At 36.1% G+C, this 12902-nt stretch carries 12 protein-coding genes, 1 tRNA gene, 1 pseudogene and 1 riboswitch; of the genes and pseudogenes, 3 read left to right on the top strand and 11 right to left on the bottom strand.

The genetic code is table 11. The features are described from left to right. Positions 1-220: 220 nt before the first annotated feature. A complete protein-coding gene (locus Q7J67_07225) occupies positions 221-2572 on the top strand; it encodes a glucosamine-6-phosphate deaminase (protein MDO9465071.1) in 2352 nt (783 codons plus the stop codon). Here Q7J67_07225 and Q7J67_07230 read toward each other — a convergent pair. From Q7J67_07230 to nagB, 4 genes and pseudogenes are all read right to left on the bottom strand, one after another. Next, positions 2569-3834, bottom strand: coding sequence for a putative sugar nucleotidyl transferase (locus Q7J67_07230; GenBank protein ID MDO9465072.1), 1266 nt, complete (start codon positions 3832-3834; stop codon positions 2569-2571). The genes Q7J67_07225 and Q7J67_07230 overlap by 4 nt on opposite strands. A gap of 38 nt (positions 3835-3872) precedes the next feature. Beyond that, on the bottom strand, positions 3873-5066 hold the full coding sequence (locus Q7J67_07235; protein ID MDO9465073.1) for an acetate kinase: 1194 nt from the start codon (positions 5064-5066) through the stop codon (positions 3873-3875). 15 nt (positions 5067-5081) lie between these two features. After that, positions 5082-6089 (bottom strand): phosphate acetyltransferase, encoded by a 1008-nt coding sequence (gene pta, locus Q7J67_07240; protein ID MDO9465074.1) that lies wholly within the window; start codon positions 6087-6089, stop codon positions 5082-5084. Further along, positions 6076-6819, bottom strand: a pseudogene (gene nagB, locus Q7J67_07245) (glucosamine-6-phosphate deaminase). The gene pta and the pseudogene nagB overlap by 14 nt, the downstream one beginning before the upstream one ends. Positions 6820-6932: 113 nt before the next feature. On the opposite strand from nagB, the gene Q7J67_07250 reads away from it, so the two are divergent. After that, positions 6933-7730, top strand: coding sequence for a serine/threonine-protein kinase (locus Q7J67_07250; GenBank protein ID MDO9465075.1), 798 nt, complete (start codon positions 6933-6935; stop codon positions 7728-7730). 17 nt (positions 7731-7747) lie between these two features. On the opposite strand, the gene rpoN is transcribed toward Q7J67_07250, so the two are convergent. Further along, a complete protein-coding gene (gene rpoN / locus Q7J67_07255) occupies positions 7748-9157 on the bottom strand; it encodes an RNA polymerase factor sigma-54 (protein ID MDO9465076.1) in 1410 nt (469 codons plus the stop codon). A 123-nt stretch (positions 9158-9280) separates the two neighbouring features. On the opposite strand from rpoN, the gene Q7J67_07260 reads away from it, so the two are divergent. Next, a tRNA-Leu gene (locus tag Q7J67_07260) sits at positions 9281-9367 on the top strand. A gap of 137 nt (positions 9368-9504) precedes the next feature. Here Q7J67_07260 and dmpI read toward each other — a convergent pair. From dmpI to Q7J67_07290, 6 genes are all read right to left on the bottom strand, one after another. After that, the gene (gene dmpI / locus Q7J67_07265; GenBank protein ID MDO9465077.1) at positions 9505-9693 is read right to left on the bottom strand and encodes a 4-oxalocrotonate tautomerase DmpI; all 189 of its coding nucleotides are present in this window, start codon (positions 9691-9693) and stop codon (positions 9505-9507) included. A gap of 282 nt (positions 9694-9975) precedes the next feature. Then, positions 9976-10383: a hypothetical protein gene (locus Q7J67_07270; GenBank protein MDO9465078.1), complete on the bottom strand. Its 408-nt coding sequence runs from the start codon at positions 10381-10383 to the stop codon at positions 9976-9978. A gap of 4 nt (positions 10384-10387) precedes the next feature. After that, positions 10388-10765, bottom strand: coding sequence for a hypothetical protein (locus Q7J67_07275; protein MDO9465079.1), 378 nt, complete (start codon positions 10763-10765; stop codon positions 10388-10390). Positions 10766-10780: 15 nt separating this feature from the next. Then, complete coding sequence (locus tag Q7J67_07280) at positions 10781-10951, bottom strand: hypothetical protein (protein MDO9465080.1); 171 nt, start codon at positions 10949-10951, stop codon at positions 10781-10783. A 243-nt stretch (positions 10952-11194) separates the two neighbouring features. After that, a complete protein-coding gene (locus Q7J67_07285) occupies positions 11195-11395 on the bottom strand; it encodes a helix-turn-helix domain-containing protein (GenBank protein ID MDO9465081.1) in 201 nt (66 codons plus the stop codon). 14 nt (positions 11396-11409) lie between these two features. Then, a complete protein-coding gene (locus tag Q7J67_07290; protein ID MDO9465082.1) occupies positions 11410-12579 on the bottom strand; it encodes a serine/threonine-protein kinase in 1170 nt (389 codons plus the stop codon). 50 nt (positions 12580-12629) lie between these two features. Further along, a riboswitch (cyclic di-GMP riboswitch) is annotated at positions 12630-12718 on the bottom strand. Positions 12719-12902: the final 184 nt, after the last annotated feature.

Genomic DNA, 12902 nt, shown 5'->3' on the forward strand with positions numbered 1-12902 from the left:
AGCTGTAACAAATTGGCTGATTGAGTACAATTTTAATCGCCCTCATCAAGCGCTTGATTATTTAACACCCATGAGATATATTGAGAATCACAATGAGAATCTTAAACAAAAAGTGTTACCTATGTGCCCAGCCAGCACAAATTAGGCAATAAAATCAACAATCTGATATAATGATAGAAATAGCATCTATCTATTCTTGCGAAAAAAGAGGAATAAGGCAATGATAAAATATAATAATAGTTCTGTTGTTGAGAAAATTGCGATTGAAAGATCAGGGAAGAAAATTCAATATCCTCCTACTGAAAAAATAAAAGTTGTTGAGGTTGCGAATTTCCCAACACTTGGTAAATTGACAGCGATTCGCTTTATTGAATGGCTCTTGTTAAATCCAGGTGGTGTAGTCTCTCTTCCGACTGGGAAAACCCCTGAATATTTTATCAAGTGGGTAACATACTTCTTGCAAAATTGGAACAAAAAAGACATCAAAAAAGAACTTAGTGAATGGGGTCTGATTATAAAAGACAAACCTGAAATATCTTCTTTTGTCTTTGTTCAAATTGATGAATTTTATCCAATGAATCCTGAACACGAAAATAGCTTTGCGTACTATATAAAAAAATTTTATTTTAAGGGTTTTGGTCTTGATCCGAAAAAAGCACTGCTTATGGATACATGGGAAATTGGTGCTCCATTCGGTAAAAATCTTGACTGGATATTTCCCGAAAATAAAGTTGACCTTTCACTGCAATATCGAAAATCTTCAAATGAACAGGAAGAATTGCAACGTAAAGCGTTATGCGACATGTCTCAATTTGCCATGGAATACGAGGAAAAGATTGAAGAGTTAGGAGGAATTGGATTTTTCCTTGGCGGAATAGGGCCTGACGGGCACATAGGTTTTAATATAAAAGGTTCAGACCATTTTAGCACAACGCGGCTCGCTCACATAAATTATGAGACAGCAGCTGTAGCTGCTACTGACCTTGGAGGGATTGAAACTGCCAGGAATAAAGCAGTTATTACTATAGGGCTGGACACGATTACAAAAAACGATTCTGCAACAGCTATTATTATTGCTGCTGGTGAGAGTAAAGCAAAAGTAATCAAGAACGCAATAGAAGAGCAGCCATTAATTCTTTATCCTGCAACAGTATTGCAAAAATTACCAGCAGCGCGGTTTTATCTTACCAAAGGCGCAGCAAAACAGCTTATTGAGAGAAAATATGAATGTTTGAAATTAATGCCGAAAATTCCCTGCAATTCAATTTCAGAAACACTTATTGATATTGCTTATGCGAATAAAAAGAAATTAACAGAATTGACAAGTAAAGAACTAAGGAAAGATAGGATAGGGAGTTTACTGCTCGATAAGAAAATCAATCTTAAAAAGCAGACCCAAGAATTATCTTTGAGTTTAAAAGATGAAATTGAAAAAGGAGCAGAAGATCTTGATGGCTTAACTTTTCTACATACAGCGCCTCATCATGATGATATTATGCTTGGATATCTTCCCAGTGTTTTACATCTAGTTAGAAAACCAAAGAATTCTCATTATTTCGCGACAATGACCAGCGGATTCACGTCTGTATCTAATTCATATTTACTTGCTCAACTTAAAAATTTAGAGAAATTTATTAAAAAAGAACTGACCTCAAAAGAGCTGAATAAAAAGCAGTATTTTTCTCCACATAATATAATTGCACGCAATAGAGATGTTTATAATTATCTTGACGGAATTGCAAATAACAGTGCGTTTACACAAAGAGAAGCGGAAGCAAGAAGGATGATGAGAAATATAGTAGAACTTATCGGCAATTATGATAATCGAGCTGTGAAACAAAAAATTCAGGATGTACAGAATTATCTATCAAGCGCATATCCTGGAAAAAAAGATATTCCTGTTGTTCAGAAACTAAAGGGCATGATCAGGGAGTGGGAAGAAGAACTTTTGTGGGCGCATCTCGGATTTAATTGTTCCTATATTTTCCATTTGCGACTGGGTTTTTATAGCGGTGACATCTTTACTCCGAAACCGAAATGGTCAACAGATATTGAGCCTACGATTTCTCTGCTAAGAAAAATTAATCCCGATATACTTACTGTGGCACTTGATCCAGAAGGAACGGGTCCTGACACTCATTATAAAGTTCTTCAAATAATATCTGAGGCGGTAAAAGTTTTCCTTGAAGAAAATCCAAACAAAAAGTTAAAAATATGGGGATACAGAAATATATGGTATCGTTTCCATCCTTCAGAGGCTGATCTTTTTGTTCCTGTTTCAATGAATTCAATGGCAATTATGAATAAAGCTTTTAACATTTGTTTTGGCTCTCAGAAAACAGCATCTTTCCCGAGTTATGAATATGATGGACCTTTTTGTGATTTAGCACAGAAAATAATGGCAGAGCAGTATTCAGTCATCAAAACATGCTTAGGAAGAGATTTCTTTTATATGAACAATTCTCCTATGCTTCGCGCAACACGCGGTTTTGTTTTTCTTAGATGTATGGATGCTGAAGAATTTCTAAGAGAAGCACTTTCTAAAAAAGAACTTACAGAAGGGAAAATTTAGTTATTTTCTTTTCTTGCTTTTCTAACTATTGTATTTCTTTCATCCTGTGTGGCTTTCTTAACATATCTTAAAAGCTCGATATCCTCTTCTGTCAATTCCCTATTGCGCCTGCTCATGGATATTTTTAAAGTTTTGAGCATTTCCTCTAATTCGTGTCCTTTGGTAATCTTTCCTTTACAATACCAAACAAAAGAAGGAATGTATTTAGGCAGCAAACAGCCGGTTGTAACAAGCATACATAAAACGCCAATAGATGTTCCTGTGTTTAACAGCGTTCCTATACTTGTTTTAGTATAATCTCCAATAAAACATCCAACCTTATTGTCATTTGTATCAAAAAGCTGTCCTTTTATGTAAACCTGCACTGAGCCGTAATCGTTTTTTAGGTCGCTGTTCGTTGTTTGTGCGCCAAGATTAACCCATTCTCCAATATATGCATGGCCAAGAAAACCGTCATGATACTTATTGCTGTAGCCATGAATTATGCTCTCTTCAATCTCTCCGCCAACTCTGCAAACAGGTCCTATTGAAGAGCCTTCTCTTAGCTTTGTTCCAAAAAGCGTTGAGCCCTTTCCTATTGAACACGGACCTTCAATTCTTGTAAAAGGAGTTACTGTCACATCCTCATCTATTATTACAGGACCCCCTGCAGTTTCTATTATAGTATGCGGCTGAATCTCTGTGCCTTTACCAATATGCACCTTACTCCTATCTCCATAAATAATCGCTCCTTCTGCCATGTTCCCGAATATACCCTTTTGGGGAAGTTTATTAAAATCATCTTCAATAGCTTTGCCATTATTATGAATCACTTCCCATAAATAGTTAAGCAAAGTAACGGACATTTCTTTTCTTGGCAGAACTTGTTTTATATTCTTCAAAACAACTTCAAATGAATCTGCTCTGCATTTATCTAAAGTCTGTTTCTTCACTCTTGCATAAACGAGTGTATTATCCATAATGCCTATTTCTTCATCTCCCTCAGCCTGGATATCTGTATTCATAAAAAGAGTACGGCCATTAAACATTAATATATCATCGTTTAAAGCAGATAGGTCATTTACAGACTTCCCTTCAACTCTTTTTCTGAATGTCGGTGCGATCCAATCCCTGAGAAAGAAACATGTTTCCATGTCAGGAAAAGCTCTCAGTATTTTCTCATACAAAAGAGTGTGCCCGCATCTCAATTCAAAGATTGGTCTTGTTAATGTTATCGGATAAAAATTCTCAAATGTGTCGTCTTCAAATATACAAAGTTTCATATTAGACATCTCCTTGTTATTATTAAGGGGCATTGCCCCTAACTTGCTATTTTTATACTATCTCTTGCAATCATAAGTTCTTCATTAGTAGGTACAACAAGAAGTTTGATTCTGGAAGAGTCTTTACTAATAACTGCTTCTTGTTCAAAACAGTTGTTATTTTTGGACTCATCAAGTTCAATTCCAAGGTATTCAAGATCCTGACATATATTTTTTCTAACAGGTTTTGCCTTATCACCGATGCCTCCTGTAAGCACTATGGCATCTACTTCGTTAAGAACAGCTATATATGCGCCAATATATTTTTTTATCCTGTATGCAAACATGTCAAGTGCAAGGCGTGCCTTTTTGTTGCCTTTATCTGCATTTTCAAGCAGTGTTCGCACATCATTGCTAAGCTCTGACACTCCCAGAAGCCCGCTCTTTTTATTGAGTAATTTGTCAATCTCTTTAAGACCTACATTTTCTTTTTCTGCAAGAAAGAATAGTATCGCCGTGTCTATATCTCCACAGCGCGTGCCCATGATAAGGCCTTCAAGAGGTGTGAGCCCCATGCTTGTATCAATTGATTGCCCGTTCTTTATTGCTGCCATACTACATCCATTTCCCAAGTGGCAGGTTATCAAGTTTACTTTGTTAAGCGGTTTATTGAGCAATTCTGAAGCTCTGATAGTTACATATCTATGAGAGGTGCCGTGAAATCCATATCTTCTTATACCATATTTTTCATACCAGTAATATGGAAGTGCGTACATATAGGCAACCTGAGGTATTGTGTGATGGAATGAAGTATCAAACACAGCTATATGTTTGCTATTCGGGAAATAATTCATTGCTTCTCTTATGCCTACAAGATTAGGCGGATTATGAAGAGGAGCTAATGAAGAATATCTTTCTATTATTTTAATGGCTTTTTCGTCTAGTAAAGCAGACTCATAGAATTTTTCTCCTCCATGAACAACTCTGTGTCCAACTGCCTTAATCTCATCAATATTCGCTAAAACATCTGTTTTGGGACTGAGCAAATGTTTTGTGAACAGAGCAAAGGCTTCTTTATGGTCTTTGATTTTTTGACTAAGCTTAATATTGTTTTTTTCTGATTTTTGAGTAAAAACAGATACTTCCTCTCCGATTTTTTCAACAAGTCCTTTAGCAAGTTCCTGTTCGTTACTCATATCAAAAAGACTGTATTTTATTGAAGAACTTCCACAATTAACGACTAATACCTTCATCTGTTTCTCCTTTTTTTAACTTCGCACTGCTGTTATAGCAGTAACTCCAACAACATCCTGAACGCTTGCTCCTCGTGATAGATCATTTATTGGCTTCTTAAAGCCCTGAAGTATCGGACCATACGCTTTTGCACCGCCAATATATTGGGTTAGCTTATATGCTATATTTGCTGCGTCCAGATCTGGGAATATCAATACATTTGCTTTTCCAGCAACATTGCTTTCTTTTACCTTTTTTTCTGCAACTTTTGGCACAAGCGCTGCGTCTGCCTGAAGTTCTCCGTCAATATTCAAATCAGGTTTCTTTTGCCTTGCAATTTTTGTAGCTTCCACTACTTTATCAACATCTGAGTGTGAAGCACTGCCTTTAGTTGAAAAAGACAGCATTGCAACTTTTGGCTCAATTCCAAGAAGTTTTTTAGCATTCATGGCTGTGGCTATTGCTATTTCAGCGAGTTGGGGAGCTGATGGAGAAATTGTAACAGCTGCATCAGCATAAATTAATACTTTATTTTTTTCTCCTAAAAATTCAGGAATTACCATTATAAAGAAGCTTGATGGAGTTGAAATGCCCTGTTCAAATCCTATACACATTGCGCCTGCCTGAATTAGGGAGGCTGTTGTACTTGCTATTCCACCTACCATACCATCAGCAAGACCTTGAGATACCATCATTGCGCCAAAATAGAGACTTCGTCTCACTATTCTTTTGGCCATACTAAGACTGATGTTTTCACGCAATGAACTGTATTTCTCTGCGAATTCGTCAAGATATGAAGATTCCTGCGGATTTACAATCTGAACCCCGCTTATATCAAAACCTGCCTCAGATGCCGCTTTATCTATTGCGCTTTTATCTCCTAAAAGCACAGGAATACATATTTCTTCAGATTTTATAATTGATGCGGCTTCTATAATCCGTATATCTTCTCCTTCCGGAAATACAATTTTCTTTGGAGTCTTCTTTGCGCGTTCAATAAATTGGCTGATTATATCCGACATATAAATTTTACACTGTTTCATAATTTAATGTTAGCTTTGTTGCGCAGTCTTCAGTTATAACATAAGTTACAAACCTATGCAGTTGAAGCGCGCTTGATGGACACATTGATGTAATGGGGCCCTCAAGAGCTGCTCTGATCGCATCAGCTTTATTTGCGCCGGCTGCAAGCAAGACAATTTTCCTTGATTTCATTATGGTTCCGATCCCCATTGTTATTGCCTGTGTCGGGACGTCTTCCTTTTTTTCAAAGAATCGCGCGTTATCTGATATTGTCTCTGCAGTTAGTGTCTTTATTCTTGTCAAAGACCCAAGAGAAGAACCAGGCTCATTGAATCCAATATGTCCATTGCCGCCAATTCCAAGAACCTGATAATCAATACCTCCTATTTCATCTATCATTTTTTATTCATGGCAGGATGCATCAATATCCTCTGCCATCCCGTTGGGGACATGAGTATTTTTCTTTAATATATTGACATGGTCAAACAGATTCTCATTCATGAAGTATCTATAACTTTGATTATGAGCTGGGTCAAGTCCTACATATTCGTCCAGATTAAATGTTATCACAGTAGAAAAATCCATTTCTCCGGCTTTGCTTCTTTCTACGAAGTCTTTGTAGAGTGGCAAAGGTGTACTGCCTGTTGCAAGACCCAGTACAAAACTGGTTTTTTTCTTCATTTCCCCTGCGATCAAATTAGCTGCCTTCTTTCCCATTTCTTCAGCATTCTTTACAATTATGACTCTCACTTCCGCTCTCCTTTCCTAGTTTATTTCCACCTTAGTTAAATAAATTTTGTAACTTGATTTAATTGTGTATAATATATAAAAGTTTATTTTAAGTAAAGTATTGAGTGCATAACATGAAACTTGCTGGATATGAGGTCATTAGAAAGATTGCTTCCGGTGGTATGAGCGATGTGTTTCAGGCAAAGAGGCTCTATGACAATAAATTAATTGCTATAAAGTTAATTAACTCGCACATATCAAAAAATACAGAAGCAGTGAAAAGATTTTACGCAGAAGCTGAGCTTGTGATGGGATTGAATCATCCTAATATTGTCGAGGTTTTTTCTCTGGAAAGGAATAAAAAAACGCCTTTTATAACAATGGAGTATATAGAAGGAAAAACATTAAGGGAGCTTCTTAATAAAAAACGTCTACTTGATAATCAGACCATTATAAATATTAGTCTGGATATAACAAAAGGACTGGAATATATTCACTCTAAAGGAATTATTCACAAGGATATAAAGCCTAAGAACATTCTTATTACAAACACTACAGCTAAAATAAGTGATTTTGGAATTGCTTCCTATGGGCTGACTGCGTATTCTCATAGACAGGGAGCTCCTAGCTATATGTCTCCGGAACAGATCAAAGGAAGAGATATTGACCACAGGACTGATATATACAGTCTTGGAATTACAATGTATGAAATGGCAACTGGCCAAGTGCCCTTCAAGGGATCCGGAGATCGGGAGATACTGACAAAGCACCTAGGTCTTAAGCCCAGATCCATAAAACAAATCAATAGCGAAATACATCCAAATATTGAAAGCACCATTATGAAAATGCTTGAAAAATTACCTGCAAATAGGTATCAGACTGCAAGCATGCTGCAGCTTGACTTACTTGAAATCAATATGGAACTCTCCTAGTAGAATGAACAGGAATTCTAGGATTTTCTAAGACTGGATGGTAGAATATTCAAAGACTCTCTGTACTTAGCGACCGTTCTGCGGGCAATGTTTATTCCTAATGCCTTAAGTTTATCTGCAATTTTCTGGTCACTGATTGGTTTCTTGTGATCTTCATTTTCAATAAGATGGCGTATTTTTGCCTTTATGTATGTTGATGATGCAGGATTATTACTCATTAAAACTCCACCGCTAAAGAAATATTTGAGAGGCAAAAGTCCGTGAGGAGTTTGAATATATTTATTTGAAATTGTTCTGCTTATAGTAGACTGATGCACTTCTAATGCATCTGCTACTTCCTTTAACGTCAAGGGCTTTAAATGAGATAATCCCTTTTCCAAGAATTGCTTTTGATATTTGACAATATGTTTTGTTACTTTAGATATTGTTGCATGCCTTTGTTTTATACTTTTGAGAAGCCATATTGCTGATTTGAATTTCTCAAGCAGGAACTTCTTAGCTTTTTCTTCTCCACAGGATTGCACTAGCTTTCTGTATAATGGATTTATCCTAATCATAGGCAATTCTTCATTATTAATTACGATTGCGTATTCGACTTCCTCAGCCACCTTTTTAATAGTAACATCAGGCGTAATGTATTTTATCTGAACAGGGTTATACTGTCTTCCAGGTTTTGGCTCAAGAGAGCATATTAATCCAGCTTCTTTAATGACTTTACATTCAGAGATATTAAGATCATTAGCAATAGATTTGTAGTTTTTCTTGCCTATATCTCCTAAATGATACTTAACTATTTTCTGATTATAGGTATTTTCCTTGCCCATGGATTTTATCTGAATAAGCAAACATTCATCAATTGTTCTTGCCCCAACTCCAGCAGGGTCAAATTGCTGTATTATCCCTAAAATCTTCTCAATGCTCTTTGGTGGTACATTTGTAATAGATGCCAGCTCATTCACTGAACTTTGCAGATATCCATCGTCATTTATTTCATTAATAATTACCTCTCCAATTTTATAATCATCATCTGATAATTTAACAAGATGCAGCTGCTTAAATAGATGTTCTCTCAAGCCTGAAATATTAGTGATTAAAGTTTCTGCATAGTCCCTTTTCTCCTGTTTTTCTCTTGTATCTTCCTTCTCATGTGTCTGACTGTAATATTCCTGCCAATCTCGGTCAAGTTTGGAGAATTGCTCCAGTTCTTCTTTTATATGTGCATCAAGACTTTCTTCAATACTACTATCTTCTGCATTAACAGTCTCTGTTTCCTTAACCAGCTCAAGCATAGGGTTTTCTACCAGTTCCTGTTCTATTGTTTCTTTTAATTCCAGAAGAGGCATTTGGAGCATATGTATAGACTGTCGCATCTCGGGAGTCATTACTAACTTTTGCGTTTGTTTTAGCAATAATTCTTGTTTTAACATCTCATCTCTCCTTTTTAATGTTACTACGGGGCTAGAAGAGTGTAAAGATAAAACTAGTTAGCGGGAATTATTGACTTTTATATTTACGAAGGAATGCTATAATGTTTTTTGTATTATTGAGATGCCGAAGTGGTGAAACTGGCAGACACGCATGGTTCAGGACCATGTGGAGGCAACTCCTTGGGGGTTCAAATCCCCCCTTCGGTACCATTCTTTTTAAACCCGTAACTTACTCGTTGACAACCACTTATAAAAATGGCGTTGTGCCCATTTTGTGCCCAAAACCCGCAAAAAAGGACTTGGTCATCCTCTGCATTAGAAACTACCCACTGAAGCTACTTCTCCGTTTACTTCCTGTCGATTATCAATTTTCCAGCGACGCCTACGTTCTCGGGAGAATTCTCCTTGATGAGAACGACGATCGTTTCCCGTGGCAAGCCGTATGCTTTAGTGGCAGCATCCGTTAGCTCTTGAACAAGAATTCTCTTCTTGTCTACGTCCTCAATAATAGGACCTTCGATACTAATGTTGGGCATATATTCTCCTTTCTCTACTGTTTCTAACACTAATTATTGAACGTTTACGGTTACCTTACTGCTACCATACCTAAAATTGCTTTTATTGTTTTATACATAATAAAGTTTCCCTAAAATGCCTTTTTTATTTTTCACCTTTTACTCCTCTTTTAACTTTGGAAAGCATATTTTATATTTTTTATATAGGAAACTTCTCTCTTTATTTGTTTGTTTATGTAATTCCGTTTCTTCTCCATCAGGTCTTGAGATTGATGGTAATTGAAAAATATTGTTGAACCTTTCTTAAGGATCGGTCAATTTTTTTAATTTTATCAATACTGGAATTTTATCTTTGCCCGGTTTACCACGTTGTATATACGCTTTATGCGAAGGCTTATAAACAACAAGTGCAAATTCACTGCCTCGTTCAAACCTATCATACGGCTTAAAAAATCCATCTTTATCTGTTCTTCTTTCCTTTACAGCAACCACTTTATGCACCGCACCTGCAAGCGCAAGCGTGATTCTTTCTTTTGTCCACTTCACCGCCACATAAGCTCCTTCAATCGGCTCTCCAGTGTCCGCATCAACTACCTGGATTTTTCTGTCTTCTGCTTTTGATAAGAAGTGATAGCCCATGCAAAAGGCGGAGGTTGTGGTTAGGAAGATTAAAGCCAAAACTACACAAACCCATAATTTATTCTTTAACATTATTTCATTCCTTTTTTCGTTTTTTTAAACTCTTTTCTCTTATATCTCTACATTTGCTAGATTCTTTTCTGGCCATACTCTCCCATTTTGTATCGCTAAAAAATACTCGAGCATTTATAAGAACATGCGTATACTCCTCCGTCATTTCATAGCCCTCTGGCAGTTTTTTGAGTTTGATAATTTTATCAAACTTCAGCTTGCCTTTTTTGATTGAGGGAGGTCCTCCATACGTATATCCTATTTTCCAAGCTGACATTTCCAGAAAACTTCCATATTTCCACTTGCTCTTAAACGGATGAAACTCTCCATTCTTGTCTGTTTCTAACTCTATAATCTTTTTCGTTACTGAATTTGGTCCTCCAACATTGAGTAATATTTCCAAAAGTGGATATTTCTTCTACTTAAGCACCACCCACGCTCCCTCAATCGGCTCTCCTGTGTCTGCGTCAACCACCTGCATTGTCTCATACTTCTTCATCCACTTTGTGCCGAAGCCGAAACAAAAGGCTGAGGTTGTGGTTAAAAAGATTAAGGCAATTGTTAATAATGATATGTTTATTTTACGCATAATGATTTTCTCCTAAAAAGATTCTATCTTCCATACTCTATCCCCATTATATTATAGAATTACTCTTAACTCAAAGGCAAATGTATAAATAATGCTTCTTATGGAAAAATTCTGTACGGGGGAGAATATTGGTTCTTGTGCCCATTTTGTGCCCAAACTACCCCAAAACAGGTATAAAGTCATCGCAAGTAATATAAGTAATGTAATTTGGTAAGTGTATGTTAGACAGGAACTAAATAAGATTCAGCTGTATTTTGAAGTGTCAACTTCCTTCTCTGGCTCAATCATGGCAATAAGTTTCTCCACGTCCTTGTATTTAAAGACAATCTCATTATCTAAGCGATAGGCTTTAATCTTTTTGCTCTTAATAAGTTCTAACATTTCTGCTCTACCGAGCTTTAACGTCTGCTGAACCTCGTTCCTTGTTAGATATTTTCCTGCCATTTTCCCTCGTTTCTTTATTTAATACTCTCCACAAATTTAGAAAGGGACTCTTCTCTTTCTTTATCGTTTGAGACAAATTGTATGCCAATATTGCAATCTTCTTTCTTGTGTAAATGCCAGATTATTTGACCATTTAGTTCTAAATATTTCTGAATGTCTAGCACAGGAATTCTCACTTGGAGCCTCATCTTCTCTTTTATTCTAGAATGCTCTACATCTTTATGTCTCGGTATTCTTATACGAACCCCGCCAAGACTTATGTCCTTTGTGTAGCCATAATATCCAATTAAATGTTTTGTTAAATCATTTTGCAATCTCAGCTCAACCCCAATATTAACAGTATACCGCGGATATTTTCTTCTCTCTTGATCTATCCAACTAGTTGTTTTTACAGTTCTTTCTATATCTAAAACCAACTCCTCTATGCTTTGATACCTTTCAGCAGGATCAATATTAAGAGTTTTTAAGACAATGTCCTCAAAACCCTTGAATATTTCTTGATTATAAACTCGTGGCGGTTTAATAGACATATTTAGTTGCTGAGAAACAATTTGGGCAAGAGTCTCTCCATTAAATGGTCTCCTACCTGTTGCAAGTTCATACATAACAACTCCAAGAGAGTAAATATCAGACCGTTCATCTCCTCTATATCCTTTTACTTGTTCAGGAGACATATAATGTGGAGTACCAGCTCTTTCTCGTACTTTCATGCTATATTTGTCCTTTTCATAAGCTAAACCAAAATCTATTATTTTCACGTCACCACCTTTTGTCAAAATTATATTCCTGCTTTTTATGTCCTGATGAATAACGCCTTTTTTGTGAATATACCCAAGTATGTCACATACTTTAAGAATTATACTGATGTAATCCTTTGAGATAGCACCATGCGCTTTTATCAGCTCTCTCAAGTTATATCCGTCAATATATTCCAGTATAATATATTGAGAATCTTTCTTTTCCCCGAAGTCGTACACCTTGGGAATATTTTCATGACTTAATTTCTTCATTATTTCAGCTTCGTGAAAAAATCTGTCGATACGTTTTTGGTCAGTATCAGGCTTTATCTGCAGTATTTTAATAATTACATTTGTTTTGCCTTTAATCCCTAGATAAATATCTGTAAAATCAGTAGAAGTAAGATATTTATTTATTTTATATCCTGATAAGTATTTTCCAATCATAGAAATAAAAAACCCATCCAAGCCCTGACCTGAATGGGTTCCCTTTTTATTTCGGCAACCCAGCTACCATAAAGTTTACAACCTCTTAGGTCTGTAGGCTTTGCGTCCTATCCTTTCGGATAGTTTGCCCTTATCGACTAACCTAAATTTTCAATTAACTACCATTAAGTGTATATCACAATTATCTAAAAGTCAAGAGAGTGTGTCAACCACATTTAGAAATGTCCGCTTTTAAAACATTTAGAAATGTCCTATTTTGTTAAGATTAGTAGTAGTAAATTTTTCTTTTTGATCAAACTTTTTCTTTTTGTTAATTATGTGCA

Source organism: bacterium (assembly GCA_030652805.1).
In the GTDB taxonomy this organism is placed as follows: Bacteria; JAHJDO01; JAHJDO01; order JAHJDO01; family JAHJDO01; genus JAHJDO01.